General features: G+C 65.6%; 10 protein-coding genes. 8 read left to right on the forward strand and 2 right to left on the reverse strand.

Annotated features, from left to right (window positions below):
* Positions 1–170: 170 nt before the first annotated feature.
* Positions 171–683, reverse strand: a complete 513-nt coding sequence (locus Q2M23_RS19450) for a GcrA family cell cycle regulator (RefSeq protein WP_076830977.1) — start codon at positions 681–683, stop codon at positions 171–173.
* Positions 684–1,170: 487 nt separating this feature from the next.
* Here Q2M23_RS19450 and Q2M23_RS19455 point away from each other — a divergent pair, with 487 nt between their 5' ends.
* The 3 genes from Q2M23_RS19455 (at position 1,171) to Q2M23_RS19465 (ending at position 4,527) form a co-directional block, all read left to right on the forward strand.
* Positions 1,171–2,379 (forward strand): aspartate aminotransferase family protein, encoded by a 1,209-nt coding sequence (locus Q2M23_RS19455; protein ID WP_076831076.1) that lies wholly within the window; start codon positions 1,171–1,173, stop codon positions 2,377–2,379.
* Entirely contained in the window at positions 2,379–3,305 is a 927-nt protein-coding gene (argF, locus tag Q2M23_RS19460; RefSeq protein ID WP_028342316.1) for an ornithine carbamoyltransferase, read from the forward strand. Before Q2M23_RS19455 ends, argF begins: the two co-directional genes overlap by 1 nt.
* Before the next feature lie 220 nt (positions 3,306–3,525).
* On the forward strand, positions 3,526–4,527 hold the full coding sequence (locus tag Q2M23_RS19465) for an Hsp33 family molecular chaperone (protein WP_076830974.1): 1,002 nt from the start codon (positions 3,526–3,528) through the stop codon (positions 4,525–4,527).
* A gap of 110 nt (positions 4,528–4,637) precedes the next feature.
* Here the strand turns inward: Q2M23_RS19465 and apaG are convergent, their stop codons facing one another.
* Positions 4,638–5,036, reverse strand: a complete 399-nt coding sequence (apaG, locus tag Q2M23_RS19470) for a Co2+/Mg2+ efflux protein ApaG (RefSeq protein ID WP_076830971.1) — start codon at positions 5,034–5,036, stop codon at positions 4,638–4,640.
* Positions 5,037–5,323: 287 nt separating this feature from the next.
* Here apaG and Q2M23_RS19475 point away from each other — a divergent pair, with 287 nt between their 5' ends.
* From Q2M23_RS19475 to Q2M23_RS19495, 5 genes are all read left to right on the forward strand, one after another.
* On the forward strand, positions 5,324–6,583 hold the full coding sequence (locus Q2M23_RS19475) for an OpgC domain-containing protein (RefSeq protein ID WP_076830969.1): 1,260 nt from the start codon (positions 5,324–5,326) through the stop codon (positions 6,581–6,583).
* Positions 6,580–7,362 carry an SGNH/GDSL hydrolase family protein gene (locus Q2M23_RS19480; RefSeq protein WP_316396613.1) on the forward strand — a complete coding sequence of 261 codons (783 nt, stop codon included), beginning with the start codon at positions 6,580–6,582 and terminating at the stop codon, positions 7,360–7,362. The genes Q2M23_RS19475 and Q2M23_RS19480 overlap by 4 nt, the downstream gene beginning before the upstream one ends.
* Positions 7,363–7,375: 13 nt before the next feature.
* On the forward strand, positions 7,376–8,365 hold the full coding sequence (locus Q2M23_RS19485) for an SGNH/GDSL hydrolase family protein (RefSeq protein ID WP_253638523.1): 990 nt from the start codon (positions 7,376–7,378) through the stop codon (positions 8,363–8,365).
* A gap of 379 nt (positions 8,366–8,744) precedes the next feature.
* The gene (gene glpK / locus Q2M23_RS19490; RefSeq protein ID WP_316396615.1) at positions 8,745–10,247 is read left to right on the forward strand and encodes a glycerol kinase GlpK; all 1,503 of its coding nucleotides are present in this window, start codon (positions 8,745–8,747) and stop codon (positions 10,245–10,247) included.
* Positions 10,248–10,448: 201 nt separating this feature from the next.
* A complete protein-coding gene (locus Q2M23_RS19495) occupies positions 10,449–12,893 on the forward strand; it encodes a penicillin acylase family protein (RefSeq protein WP_316396616.1) in 2,445 nt (814 codons plus the stop codon).
* The last annotated feature ends 231 nt before the right edge of the window (positions 12,894–13,124 follow it).

Raw genomic sequence — 13,124 nt, forward strand, 5'->3', positions numbered from 1 at the left:
GGGTCCCGGCCTGCGCCGGGACGAGGCCGGTGACGTAGCGGTAGCCCGGATGGAGCCGACGGGTCGCGCGAACGAGCGCCCCGTTGGCTCCATCCGGGCTGCGTCACACAAAAAAATCCCCGCTTTCGCGGGGATTTGTCTTTGAGGTCTTCCGTCGTTTTCCCGAGTGCTCACTTGATCTGCGGTTTCGCCGACGGCCGGCGGCGATCGGCGGCGGGCTGGTAGGCGACGCGCGAGTGATGCGCGCAATAGGGCAGGCCGCCGAGCGCTTTGCCGCCGCAGAAGAAGAATTCCGGGCTCGAGGGATCGCCGACCGGCCAGTGACAGGTGGCCTCGTTGAGCTCGAGCAGCGACAGCCGCTGGCTCATCGGCACCACATTGTCGTAGGAGATCGGATCGGGCTCCATCTCGGCCTCGAAGGCGTGCGCCAGCGCGGTGTTGCCGCGCGAGACCGGGCGCGCCACCCGCATCATGTGCTGGGCGGGGCGGGCCTTGCGCTGCCGCGGCGCGGCCGTGGAGGGTGCCTTGGCGCGGCCGGAGAGGCCGAGCCGATGCACTTTGCCGATCACGGCGTTTCGCGTCACATTGCCAAGTTCCGCCGCGATCTGGCTGGCCGACAGGCCGGACTCCCAGAGCTTCTTCAGCTGCTCGACGCGATCGTCGGACCAGGTCAATACAGTCATCGCATTCTTCCCTTCGCGTAGCGCCGGCCAATCATTGGAGCGGCGCTGCGAGCCAATCTGGACAAAAATCCCTGCGGCCAGAATCCCTTAGCCCTCGCCGGGCACGGTGTTGCGCCCGAACGTTTACGCGAGACACAAAGGTTACTTAGAGGGTCCAGTACCGCCGCACGAGATGTCGTACCCGACAGGCCAAACGCTACAATATGGCGTGACTCTGGCGCAAGAGTCCGCGGTCGTGCGTCCACATGTTCCCACACAGTTAAGCATCGCGATGAGGCTTTTCCACCGCACCGGAATGCTCCGGATTGCGCTCGTTTCGCATTGCAGGAAGGCCACTTCGTGGCGATTGACACTTACCGACCGCAGCATAGAATGCCCGCCACGTGCCGCCCGCAAAGGCGGCCGTTTTGTTTTCCGAAGCTGGCCGTTGCTGCGCTGGCGTCAAGGCGCGCGGCAATTGTCGGCTTAAAAACCGTCAGTGATCGTCATGACCAACGCTGCCACGTCGCATCTGCTCCCCGTCTTCGCCAGGGTCGATCTCGGTTTCGAGCGCGGTGAGGGCGCCTGGCTGATCGCAACCAACGGCGACCGCTATCTCGATTTCACCTCGGGCGTCGCGGTCAACGCGCTCGGGCACGCGCATCCGCATCTCGTCAAGGCGCTGCAGGAACAGGCGACCAAGCTCTGGCACATGTCGAACCTGTTCAAGAGCCCGGACGGCGAGGTGCTTGCCGCGCGGCTGTGCGAGCAGAGCTTTGCCGACTTCGTGTTCTTCTGCAATTCCGGCGCGGAAGCGATGGAGGGCGTGATCAAGCTGGTCCGCCACTATCACTTCTCCAAGGGCCATGGCGAGCGCTACCGCATCATCACCTTCGAGGGCGCCTTCCACGGCCGCACGCTGGGCACGCTGGCGGCGACCGGCTCGGCGAAATATCTCGAGGGCTTCGGCCCGCCGATGGACGGCTTCGACCAGGTGCCGCATGGCGACATCGACGCGGTGAAGAAGGCGATCGGTCCGCACACCGCCGGCATCCTGATCGAGCCGGTGCAGGGCGAGGGCGGCGTGCGCTCGGCGCCGCAGGCGTTCTTCAAGGCACTGCGCGCGCTGTGCGACGAGCACGGCCTGCTGCTCGCCTTCGACGAGGTGCAGACCGGCATGGGCCGAACCGGCGAGCTGTTCGCCTACAAGCGCACCGGCGTCACGCCGGACGTGATGTCGCTGGCCAAGGCGCTCGGGGGCGGTTTCCCGATCGGCGCGGTGCTGGCGACCGCGCAGGCCGCGGCCGGCATGGCGCCCGGCTCGCACGGCTCGACCTTCGGCGGCAATCCGCTCGCGGTCGCCGCCGCCAATGCCGTGCTCGACGTCATGCTGAAACCCGGCTTCTTCGAGCATGTGCAGAAGATGTCGCTGCTGCTCAAGCAGAAGCTCGCCTCCGTCGTCGACCGCTATCCCGGCGTGCTGTCGGAGGTACGCGGCGAGGGGCTGTTGATCGGCGTCAAGGCCGTGGTGCCGTCGGGCGACCTGATCGCAGCGCTGCGTAGCGAGAAGCTGCTCACCGTCGGCGCAGGCGACAATGTGGTGCGGTTCCTGGCGCCGCTGATCGTGACCGAGTCCGAGATCGACCAGTCGATCACCGCGCTCGAGCGCGCCTGCGCGACATTGTCGGTGGCGCAGCCGAAGAAGGCGGCTGGATAATGAGCAAGCCGGTCCGTCACTTCCTCGATATCAACGAGCTGCCGCTCGGCGAGCTGCGCAACATGCTGTCCGCCGGAGCCGCCATGAAGGCGAAGCTGAAGGCGCATGAGAAGGGCAGGAAGCCGCTCGAAGGCAAGACGCTGGCGATGATCTTCGAGCGCCCGTCGACCCGCACAAGGGTGTCGTTCGACGTGGGCATGCGCCAGCTCGGCGGTGAATCCATCATGCTGACCGGCGCCGAGATGCAGCTCGGCCGCGGCGAGACCATCGCCGACACCGCGCGCGTGCTGTCGCGCTATGTCGATGCGATCATGATCCGCATCCTCAACCATGACGCGCTGCTCGAGCTCGCGGCTCACGCCACCGTTCCCGTCATCAACGGCCTGACCCGGCGTTCGCATCCCTGCCAGGTGATGGCCGACCTCATGACCTATGAGGAAAACCGCGGCTCGATCGAGGGCAAGACCGTGGCCTGGACCGGCGACGACAACAACGTGCTGGCCTCCTGGGCGCATGCCGCCGAGCGGTTCAAGTTCCAGCTCAATGTCGCGACCCCGCCGGAGCTGTCGCCGAAGAAGCCGATGCGCGACTGGATCAAGGCGACCGGCGCGCCGATCATGCTCGGCACCGATCCGGAAGCCGCCGTGCGCGGCGCCGACTGCGTCGTCACCGACACCTGGGTGTCGATGGGCGACAAGGAGGGCGAGCACCGCCACAACGTGCTGCGGCCCTATCAGGTCAATGCCAAGCTGATGTCGCTCGCCAAGCCGGACGCACTGTTCATGCACTGCCTGCCCGCGCATCGCGGCGAGGAGGTCACCGACGAGGTGATCGACGGGCCGCAATCCGTGGTGTTCGACGAGGCGGAAAACCGCCTGCATGCGCAGAAGGGCATTCTGGCCTGGTGTTTCGACGCGGTCGCGTAGTCGGAGATCAGAAGCGTTGTCGTCCCGGGCAAGCGAAGCGCGACCCCGGACCCATAACCATCGCTGTCAATTGTTGCGAAGGCTGGGGCACCAGCTTGATGCAAGCAACTCACATCGGTGGTTATGGGTCCCTGCTTTCGCATGCTTTCGCAGGGACGACGGAAACATCCGCGTTAGTGAACCCCTTTATTTCATGGTCCGAGACCCCAGATAGAGCGCCATGGTTTCACAATCCCCCGACATCAAAATCACGCCCGAGGCGCCGGTTCGCGCGCCCTCAGCGGTTCCGGTCGACGATGCCGTGCTGGCATTCGAGGTCGGCGCGCTGGACCTGCGCGGCCGGCTGACCCGGCTCGGCCCCGCGCTCGACGAGATCCTGCACAAGCACGATTATCCGCCCGCGGTCGGCAAGCTGCTCGGCGAGGCGATCGTGCTGACCACGCTGCTCGGCTCGTCGGTCAAGTTCGAGGGCCGCTTCATCCTGCAGACCCGGACCGAAGGTCCGGTCTCGCTCCTGATCGTGGATTTCCAGGCGCCCGACCGGCTGCGCGCCTATGCGCGCTACGACGCATCGCGCCTCAAGAATGGCCAGAGCTCGGGCGAGCTGCTCGGCAAGGGCCACCTTGCGATGACCATCGATCAGGGCTCCAACACCAGCCGCTACCAGGGACTGGTCGCGCTCGACGGCGGCGGCCTGGAAGAGGCGGCCCACGAATATTTCCTGCGCTCGGAGCAGATTCCGACGCGGGTGCGGCTTGCGGTCGGCGAGGAGATGCGCGGCGGCGAGGGCGGCAAGCTGCACTGGCGTGCCGGCGGCATCCTGCTGCAATTCCTGCCCAAGGCGCCCGAGCGCGCCAAGCAGGCCGATCTGCATCCCGGCGATGCGCCGGAAGGCACGGCCACGCATAGCGTGCCGGACGATGACGCCTGGGTCGAGGGCCAGTCGCTGATCTCGACCGTCGAGGACGTCGAGCTGATCGATCCCGATCTGTCCGGCGAGCGGCTGCTCTATCGCCTGTTCCACGAACGTGGCGTGCGTGTCTTCAACCCGCAAACGCTGCGCGCGCAGTGCTCCTGCTCGCGCGACGCGGTGTCGTCGATGCTGAAGAGCTTTGCGCCGAACGACCGCGCCGAGATGGTCAAGGACGGCAAGGTCGTCGTGACCTGCGAGTTCTGCTCGTCGGTGTATGAATTCACGCCGCAGGAAGCCGGCGTGGAGTAGACGCGTTCGTCATCGTAGCCCGGATGAAGCGCAGCGAAATCCGGGGCCGCTCCAACCGCGGATGCACCTGCCCCGGATTGCGCTTCGCTCCATCCGGGGCTACGCAGGCGTCAGTTCAGCACCCTTTTGCCGCCCGGGCTCGGGCTGTCCAGCGAAAATGTCGGCACGTCGATGTCGAAGCGCTCGCCGGCTTCGGTGACCATCTGATAGCTGCCGGTCATGAATCCGGAGGCGGTCGGCAGCGGCACGCCGCTGGTGTATTCGAAGCGTTCGCCGGGCGCGAGCACCGGCTGCTCGCCGACCACGCCCTCGCCGCGCACCTCCTGGCGGCGGCCGGTGGCGTCGGTGATGATCCAGTGCCGCGTCCGCAGCTGCACCGTATCCGGGCCCGAATTGACGATCACGATCTTGTACGACCAGAAATATTCGCGCCGGTCGACCGACGAGCGCTCCGGCATGAAGTTCGGCTCGACGGTGACTTCGATCTGGCGGGTAACGGCGCGGTACATGCGGCTCAATCCGATGGTCCTGGCGCATGGTCCGTTTTCGACCGGATCATGCTCAAACAGGGCGCTATCATAGCCAATTGAACCGCCGGAACCAATCGCCTGCCAGGCCGCGAAAGGGCGGGCTTGGAAAGCCGGATTTGGGGCGGCCCGTTCATCGCGGTTTCAACATAGTTCCGCTCTAAAGCGCGGCCGCATGCCGCCGCACTCCGTGCTTTGTCGGCAACTCGCGGACCGATATTATCTTTTCAGCACGGCGTGCGGGGCGTCCGCGGCCGACACGGTGTTTGATGAGCTCGATTGCCGATCCCATAGCCGGTTCGCCGGTGGCTGACGTCAAGGCCGAAGTAAAGGCAGAGGCCGAGGCGAAGGTTGCTGCGCCCGCGATCACGCTGCCGGCGACCGGCGAGCGCGAGCTCCGCCTCGATCTGTTCCGCGGGCTCGCGCTGTGGCTGATCTTCATCGATCATCTGCCGACCAATCTTCTGACCTGGCTGACGATCCGCAATTACGGCTTCTCCGACGCCACCGAGATCTTCATCTTCATCTCCGGCTACACCGCGGCCTTCGTCTACGGCCGCGCGATGCTGGAGGGCGGCTTCGTGATCGCGACCGCGCGCATCCTGCGCCGGGTCTGGCAAATCTACGTCGCGCACGTCTTCCTGTTCACGATCTTCCTCGCCGAGATCTCCTATGTCGCGACCTCGTTCGAGAACCCGCTCTACAGCGAGGAAATGGGGATCATGGACTTCCTCAAGCAGCCTGACGTCACCATCGTCCAGGCGCTGCTGCTGCGCTTCCGTCCGGTCAACATGGACGTGCTGCCGCTCTATATCGTGCTGATGCTGTTCCTGCCGCTGATCCTGTGGCTGATGAAATGGAAGCCCGACGTCACGCTCGGTCTCTCGGTCGTGCTCTACGCGCTGACCTGGCAGTTCGACCTTTATCTCTCGGCCTATCCGAACGGCTTCTGGGCGTTCAATCCGTTCGCCTGGCAATTGCTGTTCGTGTTCGGCGCCTGGTGCGCGCTCGGCGGGGCGCGGCGGATGTCGCGGATCCTGTCGTCGAACATCACGATGTGGATCTGCATCGTCTATCTGGTCGCGGCGTTCTTCGTGACCCTGACCTGGTACGTGCCGCAGCTCGGCCACATCATGCCGAAGGTGATCGAGCAATGGATGTATCCGATCAACAAGACCGACCTGGACGTGTTGCGATTCGCGCACTTCCTGGCGCTCGCCGCGCTCACCGTGCGCTTCCTGCCCAAGGACTGGCCGGGCCTGAAATCGCCCTGGCTGCGACCTTTGATCCTGTGTGGCCAGCATTCGCTTGAGATATTCTGCCTCGGGGTCTTCCTCGCCTTCGCCGGTCACTTCGTGCTTGCCGAAGTATCTGGCGGTGCCGCACTGCACGCCTTGATCAGCGTCTGCGGCATCCTCATCATGTGCGGCATGGCGTGGATCATTTCGTGGTACAAGCACTCCGCCGACAAAGGCGCCTCGAAAAAAGGCGCCGCCGGCAACGCCGATCTGGCGGGAGGGGGAGCATGAAGTCCGCGCGGACGATGCTGGGCCTGACGCTGCTCGCAGCCTGCCTGACGGCCGGTTTGGCGGCGGCGCCCGCGTGCGCCGGCGACACCGCGGAGCCGCCCCCGCCGCCGCCCTGCGACGTGCCCGCCTATCTGCTTACGAGCGAGAGCTCGCTGCCCAAGGTCACCGACGCCATCAAGTCCAACCGGCCGCTCAACGTGCTGGTGGTCGGCAGCCGCTCCTCGACCATCCAGGGCAACGAGGCGAGCGCCTATCCGGCCACGCTGCAGGCGGCGCTGAAGGAAGCGTTGCCGTCGTCGACGATCGATCTATCCGTAGAATTACAGGGAAAGAACACCGCCGAGGAGACCGCGGGAACTCTTGTTAAGCTTGTTGAAGCAAAAAAGCCTACTTTGGTTATCTGGCAGACCGGAACCGTCGATGCTATGCGAGCAATCGATCCCGACGATTTCCGTACCGCCATCAACGAAGGCGTTGTTGCGTTGCGGGACGCCGGGACCGACGTGGTGCTGGTCAATCTGCAATACAGCCCGCGTACGGAGACGATGATCTCTGCACCGCCCTATCTCGACAACATGAAGGTGGTGGCGCAGCAGCACGACGTTCCGCTGTTCGACCGGTTCGCGATTATGAAGCAGTGGAGCGACGCCGGATATTTTGACCTGTTCAGCACCTCGCATGGTGTCGATCTGGCCAAGAAGGTTCATGCCTGTCTCGGCCGCGCACTGGCGAAATTCGTGATCGATGCGGCCCATCTGGGCCCGGTGCAGCAGAATTAAGGAAGCAGAGTAAATGCGTTTTGCCTTCCCTTTTCGCGCTTCCGCAGGGCGAGGTCTCTGTGCCGTTGCGGTGCTGACGCTGCTCGCGGTTGTGCCGTCGCGCGCGCAGACCGACCAGCATGCAGCGCTTTCGTCCGACGGCAAGACCGAGGCCGCAAAGCCTGATGCAACGCAGCCCGCTGCGACGGCCGATGCGACCAATCCGCCGCAACCCGGCGTCGCCGCGAAGGCGTTCGACAGGGTGAAGCAGGCCGCGAAATCCGCCAGCGACATCTTCCACCGCGTGCCCTGTCAGCAGCCCAAGGGCGTGCCGAACAGCACCGGTTCGCTGCCGCATGTCGCGGCCAAGCTCGCCGCCGGCAAGCCGGTCGTCATCATCGCATTCGGCTCGTCCTCGACCCAGGGCTATGGTTCGTCGGCGCCGGAATTCACCTATCCGAACCGGCTCGCCGGACAGTTGCGCCGGCAGTATCCGTCCGCCGACATCACCGTGCTCAATCGCGGCAAGGGCGGCGAGGACGCGCCCGAGATGATGAAGCGGCTGCAGACCGAAGTGATCGACGTCCATCCCGACATGGTGATCTGGCAGGTCGGCACCAACGCGGTGCTGCGCAACCTCGATCCGACCGAGACCGCCAGGCAGGTCGAGGACGGCGTGGCGCGCCTTCAGGCGTCTGGCGCCGACGTCGTGCTGGTCGATCCGCAATATTCGCCGCGCGTCACCGAGCGTCCCGAAAGCGCGCGCGGCATGGTGAAGCTGCTCGGCCGCATCGCCGCCCTGCGTCATGTCGGCATCTTCCCGCGCTTCGAGGTGATGCGCGACTGGCACGAGAAACAGGCGATCCCGATCACCGATTTCGTCATCGCCGACGGCCTGCACATGAACGACTGGGGCTACGCCTGCTTCGCCCAGCTGCTCGGCGACGACATCATCCGCTCGGTCGGTGCGATCAAGATCGGCGTCAACGTCCCCGCCGATGTCAGGACGTACCGGCCGATGTGATCGGGCTGCCCGGCCGCTCCAACCGTCATTGCGAGCGAAGCGAAGCAATCCATTCGTCCGTTTGCGCTGATGGATGGATTGCTTCATCGCTTCGCTCCTCGCAATGACGGTTGAGGCGGTGCGCTCATTTCCATCGCCGTCACCCTGAGGTGGCCGCTTCTTCAGCGGCCCTCGAAGGGTCGACGGCCCGACTTGGGGGGCCGTGCATCCTTCGAGGCTCGCTCCGCTCGCACCTCAGGATGACGGGACTGATACCCTCGCGGACTCTTGCCTCGACCATCTCGGCACTCACCACCAATCTTGACCTCGCCGCAGTAATCCGCTCCCTTGGCGCCTGCACCAATCCCTCTCGGGATGAAGCTGTTTAAGGGAAACACTCATGTCTTTCGTACTGGCCATCGATCAGGGCACCACATCGTCGCGCGCCATGGTGTTTCGCGGCGACATCTCCATCGCCGCCGTCGCGCAGCAGGAGTTTCCGCAGCATTTCCCCGCCTCCGGCTGGGTCGAGCACGAGCCGGAGGACATCTGGACCTCGACCGTGATGGTGTGCCGCGAGGCGCTGGAGAAGGCCGGCCTCAAGGCGAAAGATATCGCCGCGATCGGCATCACCAACCAGCGCGAGACCACCGTGGTATGGGACCGCGCCACCGGACAGGCCGTGCACCGCGCCATCGTCTGGCAGGACCGCCGCACCGCCGACATCTGCGCAAAACTCAAGGCCGAGGGCCATGAGTCGGTGATTTCGGCCAAGACCGGTCTGATCATCGATCCCTATTTCTCCGGCACCAAAGTCGCCTGGATCCTCGATCACGTGCCGGGCGCGCGCGAGCGCGCCGAGCGCGGCGAACTCTTGTTCGGCACCGTCGACTGCTATCTGCTGTGGCGGCTCACCGGCGGCAGAGTCCACGCCACCGACGCCACCAACGCCTCGCGCACGCTGCTGTTCAACATCCATACCGGCGCCTGGGACGATGACCTCATCAGGCTGCTGCGCGTACCGCGCTCGATGCTTCCCGAGGTGAAGGATTCCTCCGCCCGGTTCGGCGAGAGCACGGCGGACTTGTTCGGCGGCCCGATCGCGATCTCCGGGCTTGCCGGCGACCAGCAGGCCGCGACCATCGGCCAGGCCTGCTTCGAGCCCGGCATGATGAAGTCGACCTACGGCACCGGCTGCTTCGCGCTGCTCAACACCGGCACCACGCCGGTGGCCTCGAAGAACAAGCTGCTCACCACCATCGCCTACCAGCTCGGCGGCCAGCGCACCTACGCGCTCGAGGGCTCGATCTTCGTCGCCGGCAGCGCGGTGCAGTGGCTGCGCGACGGGCTCGGCATCATCAAGCACGCCGCCGAGACCGGGCCGCTCGCCGATAAATCCGACTCCATGCAGAGCGTCTATTTGGTGCCCGCCTTCGTCGGCATGGGGGCGCCGTACTGGAATCCGCGCGTGCGCGGTGCGCTGTTCGGGCTGACCCGCAACACCGGCCCGGCCGAGCTCGCGCATGCGACGCTGGAGAGCGTGTGCTACCAGACCTTCGATCTGTGGGCCGCGATGCGCACCGATTGGCCGGAGGCCAACGCCGCCAACACCGTGCTGCGCGTCGACGGCGGCATGACCGCCTCGGACTGGACCATGCAGCGGCTCGCCGATCTGCTCAACGCGCCGGTCGACCGCCCGATGATCCAGGAGACCACGGCGTTAGGGGCCGCCTATCTCGCCGGCCTCGATGCCGGCGTCTATCCGGAGCCCGCCAAGTTCGCCGACAATTGGCGGCTCGAGCACCGCTTCAGGCCGGCGATGAGCCAGGCGACGCGCGAGCGCAAGCTCGCCGGCTGGGCCCGCGCCGTGAAGGGCGTGCTGGCGAGCGACGAGGGGGAATGATGAACTGATGCTGCGGCAAGCTCGCTGCACCTCTCCCGCTAGCGGGGTCGAGACGAGCGAATCTCGCTCTTAGGTCGTAGTGCATCATCAGATGCGCTACGGGTGGGGTCTCTTTCCACACCAAGCAAGCGGCGACGCTACGGCTGCCGCTCAATCTCGCCAAGTGTGCGCAACAATCAATAACAACCATCGGAGAACAACATGAACACGGATCTCAACCGCGTCGCCAAGCTACTCACTGCCGCACTCTGCGCCGCAATACTTGTTGCACCCGCCACCGCGCGCGAGAAGCCGAGCCCGCTCGTCGCGGCGCGCGAGGTCAAGACCGACGTCGCCGGGCTGAAGGCGCCGGGGCAGATCCTGGTCGATGTCTGGGGCATCCCGCACATCTATGCCGGCAACGAGCACGACCTGTTCTTCCTGCAAGGCTTCAACGCCGCGCGCGATCGGCTCTGGCAGATCGATCTCTGGCGCAAGCGCGGGCTCGGCCTCTTGGCGAAGGATTTCGGCCCTGCCTATGCCGAGCAGGACAAGGCGCTGCGTCTGTTCCTCTATCGCGGCGACATGAATGCGGAATGGGCCGCCTATGGCCCGAAGGCGAAATCCTATGCGGAGGCGTTCGTCGCCGGCGTCAACGCCTATGTCGCCGACGTCCAGGCGGGCAAGCGCGCGCTACCGATCGAGTTCAGGATCGCAGGCACGATGCCGGATTTGTGGTCGGCAGAGGATGTCGTGCGCGTCCGCAGCCATGGCCTGACCCGCAACGTCGCCTCCGAGGTGAAGCGCTCGCGGGTCGCCTGCGCTGCCGGCCTCGATGCCGATCGTTTCCGCGTCAAGCTGGAGCCCACCTGGACCACCAGGATCCCCGATGGGCTCGATCCCTGCAGCGTGCCGAAGGCGGTGCTCGCCGCCTACGATCTTGCCACGCGGCCGGTGAAGTTCGCCGCGCCGAAGGACCAGAAGGCGGCGCTGGCGCATGATCCCGACACCTACCTCGCCGAAGCCGACCAGCAGCGCGACACCATCGGCTCCAACAACTGGGTGATCGCGGCATCGCGCACCGCGACCGGACGTCCGATCCTCGCCAACGATCCGCATCGCGAGCACTCGGTGCCGTCGCTGCGCTACATCGTCGGCCTCAATGCGCCCGGCATCTCCGTGATCGGTGCCGGCGAGCCTGCGCTGCCGGGCATCTCGATCGGCCACAACGACATCATCGCGTTCGGGCTGACCATCTTCAACGTCGATCAGGAAGACCTCTACGTCTACGAGCTCAACCCGGACAATCCGAACCAGTACCGCTACGGCAGCGGCTGGGAGGACATGCGGATCGTGCATGAGAAGGAAGCGGTGAAGGGCGAGGCCGACCGCGATCTCGAGCTGAAGTTCACCCGCCACGGCCCGGTGATCTTCGTCGACGCCGACAAGAAGCATGCGTTCGCCGTGCGCTCGATCTGGTTCGAGCCGGGCACCTCGGCCTATTTCGGCTCGTCCGACTACATGACGGCGAAGAATTGGAACGGCTTCCTCGGCGCGATGCGGCGCTGGGGCGCGCCGTCGGAGAACCAGGTCTATGCCGACACGTCAGGCAATATCGGCTGGGTCGCCGCCGGCAAGACGCCGCGCCGCGCCAGTTTCGACGGCCTGATGCCGGTGCCCGGCGACGGCCGCTACGAGTGGCAGGGCTTTCTGTCGCTCGACGAATTGCCGAAGCTGTACCAGCCGAAGCAGGGTTTCATCGCCACCGCCAACCAGATGAACCTGCCGGCGGATTATCCGGTGGGTGAGCGTAGGGTCGGATTCGAATGGGCCGACAGCGCGCGCTGGCAGCGCATCACCGAGGTGCTGCAGGCCAACAGCAAGGTGACGCTGGCGGACGCGATGGCGCTGCAGAACGACGACACCGGCATGCTCGCGCGGCGCCTCATCGCGCTGCTGAAGCCGCTCACGTCGGATGATGCGAACGTCAAGAAGGGCCTTGATCTGCTCAGGGCGTGGGATGCGCGTGATGCGGCCGATAGCGCGGCCGCCGCGGTCTATGAGGTGTGGATCGCAAACCATCTCGGCCCGGTGCTGCTCAAGACCACCGCGCCGAAGGCAGCCGAGCTGATTGCGCCGGAGGCCTCCAGCATCTCCGCCATTGTCGGCTATCTCGAAAAGCCGGACGCGGCGCTCGGCAGCGATCCCTCAGGCGAGCGCGACCGCGTGCTGCGCGACAGTCTCGGCGAGGCGGTCACCGATGTTGCCGACAAGCTCGGTCCCGATGCGTCGACCTGGCGCTGGGGCCGGCTGCATGTCGCGCAATTCAATCACGCGCTGATGCCGCTCGCCGACAAGGCGACCGCGGCGCAGATGCAGGTCGGACCACTCGCCTTTGGCGGCGCCGCCAACGTGCCGCGCGCCGCCACCTATCGCCGCTCCGACTATCATCTGATCTCCGGCGCTTCATTCCGCATGGTGCTCGATGTCGGCAATTGGGATGCAAGCCGCGCCGTCAACACGCCGGGCCAATCCGGCGATCCCTTCAGCGGCCACTACCGCGACCTCGCGCCGCTATGGGCGACGGGCCAGTATGTGCCGCTGCTCTACAGCCGGCCGGCGGTGGAAGCCGCAACTGCGGAAGCGATCACGCTGACGCCGAGGTGAGGGGGCGGTCACCCAAAACTCCAATGTCGTCCCGGGCAAGCTCCGCGCGACCCGGGACCCATAACCACCAATGCCGATTGCTTTGCGGTGCTGGGGCCACAGCGTGCCTTAACAACCCAACTCTGTGGTAATGGGTCCCGGCCTTCGCCGGGACGACACCGAGTGTTCGGCACACTGTAGCCGCAACCGCTGACGCGATCACGCTGACGCCGAGATGAGGGAGCGAGTACG

It is taken from the genome of Bradyrhizobium sp. 33ap4 (assembly GCF_032654765.1).
Taxonomy (GTDB): Bacteria; Pseudomonadota; Alphaproteobacteria; order Rhizobiales; family Xanthobacteraceae; genus Bradyrhizobium; species Bradyrhizobium australafricanum.